The 4,957-nt window shown below is 42.1% G+C and carries 2 protein-coding genes; both read right to left on the reverse strand.

Annotated features, from left to right (window positions below):
• Window positions 1-54: 54 nt before the first annotated feature.
• The gene (locus FKZ43_RS10255; RefSeq protein ID WP_140945803.1) at window positions 55-1,488 is read right to left on the reverse strand and encodes a SusD/RagB family nutrient-binding outer membrane lipoprotein; all 1,434 of its coding nucleotides are present in this window, start codon (window positions 1,486-1,488) and stop codon (window positions 55-57) included.
• Between the two features lie 82 nt (window positions 1,489-1,570).
• Window positions 1,571-4,882, reverse strand: coding sequence for a SusC/RagA family TonB-linked outer membrane protein (locus FKZ43_RS10260; RefSeq protein ID WP_140945804.1), 3,312 nt, complete (start codon window positions 4,880-4,882; stop codon window positions 1,571-1,573).
• Window positions 4,883-4,957 lie beyond the last annotated feature (75 nt).

Consider the following 4,957-nt stretch of genomic DNA (forward strand, 5'->3'; position numbering starts at 1 on the left):
AAAAAAGCCGTGGCAAAAGCCACGGCTTTGAAAATTGAAACTTAACCTAACCAATTATTTCGTTCCACCATTGACTCTCGTCTTTGAATAAAGGTCATCGGATGTCTGCTTAGGTGTATTCGGATTCGTTGAAACCTCACTTTGCGGATAGAACAAGCGTTGCGGGAACTGAGTCCCACGCTTTGGAGTAAGCCAAACTATATTTCCATCCCCATCAACATAATTTACCCTATAATCAATCCTGCGCAAAAAGTTAAACACCTCAACTTGATGCATCAACGCAAGATACATCTCGTTTAGAATCGCCTGTAGAACTTGTGTTTGATCATTTCCAAAATCTGCCGGGGTAAGATTTGTGCTCAATGTAGTCCCAAAAATGTTATTAACATATGTCCTTGCTTGATTTAAATAATTCACTGCATTTGCCAAATCTCCCTTTCTAGCGTATGCCTCTGCGATCAAAAGTAATGTCTCAGATGCCCTTATAACCGGGAAATAAGCATTCGTTGCATAGGCACGCGTGGTATTCAAGTCATTGCTATCAGCTGTAAAATAATAATTAAATCGCCCAGCTTCGCTAGCCCCTCTTGAACCAAGCATCTTGGTCGCAAAACATTTCAAAGCCCTAAGATAACCCGACCTATCAACAACGATGAATGAATACCAAAGATTCATATTACCTCCTTGCACTGTTCCATGCGTAAAAACGAAGTCATCAGCACCGTAACCTGCTGCGGGCGCAGTTCCAGTCCTCGTTGTTGATGTTATCCCATTAAGCCCAGCTTGTATGACCTGGTCAAGAATTGTTGTCGGATAATTATCCTTTCTTGCCAAATGCATCAGATATCTCGCCTTTGCTGAATACGCTGCCTTTATCCACTTTGCTACCTTTCCACCGGTTGAGTAAATATCTTGTGGAAGGTCAGCCGTGTTTTGTTGTAAAACTTGAATGCCCTCGTCAAGCGCAGCTATAGCAGCATTATAAACATCAATTTGATTGTCATATTTAGGCGTCAATGTTTTCTCCGGCTGAGCTGCCTCCGAATATGGAACATCACCCCAAAGAGCAGCAACATTTCCCATGTGTATTCCCTCAAGAACTCTAGCTGCACCATACAAATTCATAAATCCCTCATCTTTCGCCTTTGCCTGCGTTATTTTCAGATTCGTCAAAACACGGGTATATGCCAGAAACCAATCATTTGAAAAATCATTAGCCGTTATATTATAAATATCAAAAGATGCAAACTGCCTATCTGCACCTGTTGCCTGTTGAGCCCAAACAGCCGCAAGCTTGCTCGGGAATCCTTCATAAAATTCAATAAATGCTGCCTGAGCCCCTACAAATATTTTCGGTGACGGTGCTGTCGTAGGCGAAAGCGGATCTGTATCATAACCTTTGACATAATCCTCCGTTATCTTTGAGCAACCAGCTATAAATAAGATCATTGCCAATGCGACAACCATTAAACTTATTATTTTCTTCATTTTACCTGCTCCGATTTTTTCTTTTTAAAAATTTAAAAAGTAGAAGGGAAGACAGCTTTCACTGCCCTCCCAAAACTTTTATTTAATAATTGATGCTAATTGTGAAGATAACGCTCTTCATAGGCGGATTATTGAAGTAGTCAAGCCCTTGACCATTCGTCGGTCCAGTAAGGTTCGTCTCTGGATCAATCCCAGTATACTTCGTCCATATCTTAAAGTTCCTTAAGATGAGCCCAAGATCAATGCTCTCAAGCCCAAATCTCCTCAACGGAATGTTAACCGTGAGCGAAACCTCTCTTAATTTGACATATCCGCCATCCTCTATAAATTGCTCAGCCGGTCCAGTAAATCCTGAACCAGGACCGGACCAGAAATAATACTCATCAACAATTACCGGTCCACCACCAAAATCTGCAACATAACCACGGAACGAAACTGAGCCATCAGGATTCCTTACATAAGTTTTCCTTGTTGGGAAACGTGATATCATGTCGTTTGGAGTTAGACCAAGGTAATTCTTCAAGGTATTCGCCTGTTCAGGTGTCAGAGTTGTCCACCAGTTCTGGTCTCCATGGGTTCCGAAATAATACAAAGCTCCCTTTGTCCCGTTCCAAATTTTTCCACCCTTGGAGATGTCAACTACAACATTGAGAGTTACTCTTCCATATCTCAAAGTGTTGATTATACCAGCCCTCCAATCAGGGTTAGGATCTCCAAGGACACCATAAGTTGGTGATGGCACCGGGAAGCCATTATTGTCAAGTCTTATATCCCCTTTCTTAAAGCTATATTGCTTGTCACCTATAGTAACAGTTGTATCCTTCTCCCATCTTTCCCACCTTGATCCATAGATCACGCCGAGCTGATATCCAGTAACAGCTCTTGAGCTCGGATCAACAAAACCAGCAAGACCAACGGACTCAATCCCGGGAGCAAGTTCAACGACTGTGTTTTTGTTCCGTGACCAGTTAACAATTGTCGTCCAGGAAAGACCAGCAAACCTTAACCATTCAGCTGTAACTTGAATCTCGGTCCCCTTGTTCTCTATCTTTGCAGTATTAGCCCACCTTGATGAGAAACCACTTGATGGCGGGATAGCAACATTTAAGATTGCATCCCATGTCTTATTAAAGTAACTCGTATAACTTAAGCTTAACCTGTCATTGAAGAACTTCAAATCAAATCCGAACTCTGTTTCCTGCGTCATTTCAGGTTTCAATTTCGGATTCCCCAGCTGTGAGGACTGAACTGACCCACCACCGTAGTATACTGCATTTGTAACTGGACCCCAGCCATTTCCGAAGCTTGCATTCACATAATATGTTTTCGTCACATATGCTGGCGGTCTAACACCAGCAAGCCCAACTGCAGCACGAACCTTTCCAAACGAGAGAATCGGTTGCCTTGAAAAAACGGGCAACTTTGTAAATTCCCACGCAACGCTTCCGGATGGGAAGAAATATGTCATTCCAGCTTCAGTCCCATAAGTTGATGCACTCTCATTCCTTCCACTCAAACGAATATATAACTGATCAAAAACATCAAGCCCAAGCTCTCCGTAAAATGCACCAGTTCTAACAATCGCTCTACCTTCATCAGGCAAATAATCAAGCGTGTTAAGAATGTATGGTGGAGCATCTGTCAAAATAAATCTTGTCCCCTGAACAAATGTATTATCCGTTTGCTCATGGTCAAGGTGGAAACCAAGCAATAAAGAAGAATTGAGAATCGTCCCAAATTGACGCTTGAATCTGATCATAAAATCAGTGTTAAGCTGATACTGCGAAATCACTTGCCTTGTCACCCTACCCGTTGGAACACTAGCATCTTGATACGGCCAGAGCTGATTTCTCCTGTCAGTATAATAGTCAGCCCCAATCCTATATGTGAGATTTAACCATTTGAATGGGTCGTAGCTGATCTCAGCGCTACCAAAAACTCTATCTGTAAAGAACAGCGTGTTATTTTTGTAAATTGTAAAAAATGGATTATTATAACCGACACCACGAGCTGGATCACCCTCAGCGTTTCTATATGACCTATGCGAGTTAGGAGTTATAGCACCCGTTGGTGATTTATAGTTTACAAGATACGGCTGATTGTTGAAATCAGGTGGAGTTCTATAAGCGCCAAGCAAAAGACCACTTATGTTTGAACCCTGCTGAATTCTATTAGTTGATGTCTTAACATATGCAGCGTTTATCCTTGCTGTTATATTCTCCGCAAACCTCCTTGAAACATTACCGCGAATTGATGTCCTCTTGAAATCACTGTTAGCAAGTATAATGCCCTGTTCGATTAACCTTTCAGCATTTAGATAAAATGTCCCCCACTCATCACCACCGCTTATCTCAATTGAATAATTCTGAGTTATCGGCTTGCGGAAAAGCTCTGTCGCATGGTCATATGTATCCTTTGACCTTTTCACAAGAATTCTTGAATATGGATAATCAGGTCTTTCTAATGAATCAGGACCGCCAGGTCTATCAGCTATCCTATCACCCCAGCTCAAAGGATAATTAAACACAAAATTACCATATATACCTTGTCCGAATTCCCTTTGCAATGGGAAAGGTCTCAAAAGCTCAGAACGGTGAATCCTTGACTTAAGCGATAACCTCACCTTCCTTTGGGCTGAAAATGTCCCTGACTTCGTTTTGATAACTATGACACCGTTTGCAGCTCTTGCACCCCAAATAGCAGCTGCTGCAGGACCCTTCATAACCTCAATTGACTCAATATCCTCCGGGTTTATATCAACATTTCTTGAAATGGTTGAGACATTCCCAACGCTCGCACCAAATGTTGAATTCCATATCGGGACACCATCAACAACTATTAACGGTTGATTTGCCGTCTGAAGCGACCTCGGACCACGAAGAACTATTCTCGTTGAGGCACCCGGATCGCCAACCGTCTCAATCGTGAAAACACCAGGCGCTTTGACAGCAATTGAAGAAATCACATTTGTATAACCACTTCTCAAAATCTGTTCTCCTGTCACACTTGAAACCGATGTCCCAAGCTTTGCCCTCTCTTCCTCAGTTCCGATAGCTGTTACAACTATCGGGCTTACCGTTATAAGCCCTGGCGCAAGGCGGATATTTACAGTCACTGTATCCCCGGGGGTAACCCGAACGCTTTGCCTGAACTCTTGATAACCGACATACTTTGCAACAAGGGTATAACTTCCAGGGACAACATTTCTTATCAAATAATATCCTTGAACATCGCTTGCTGCACCATACACCGTGTTAAGCAAAAAGATGTTTGCCCCAGGAAGTGGCTCCCCTGTCTGCGCATCTGTTATCCTACCCCTTATTGCACCTAACTGTGCAAATGTAGTTGCAACCATTAAAAACATCAATACTAAAACGATAAGAAGCTTTTTCATAGCTTTACCTCCAAATTAAGTTTTGGAAAAGATACAAGATTGAGAATTGAATTTATTCGGTAGTTGTTTTTAAGA

Source organism: Candidatus Thermokryptus mobilis, assembly GCF_900070205.1.
Classification (GTDB): Bacteria; Bacteroidota; Ignavibacteria; order Kryptoniales; family Kryptoniaceae; genus Kryptonium; species Kryptonium mobile.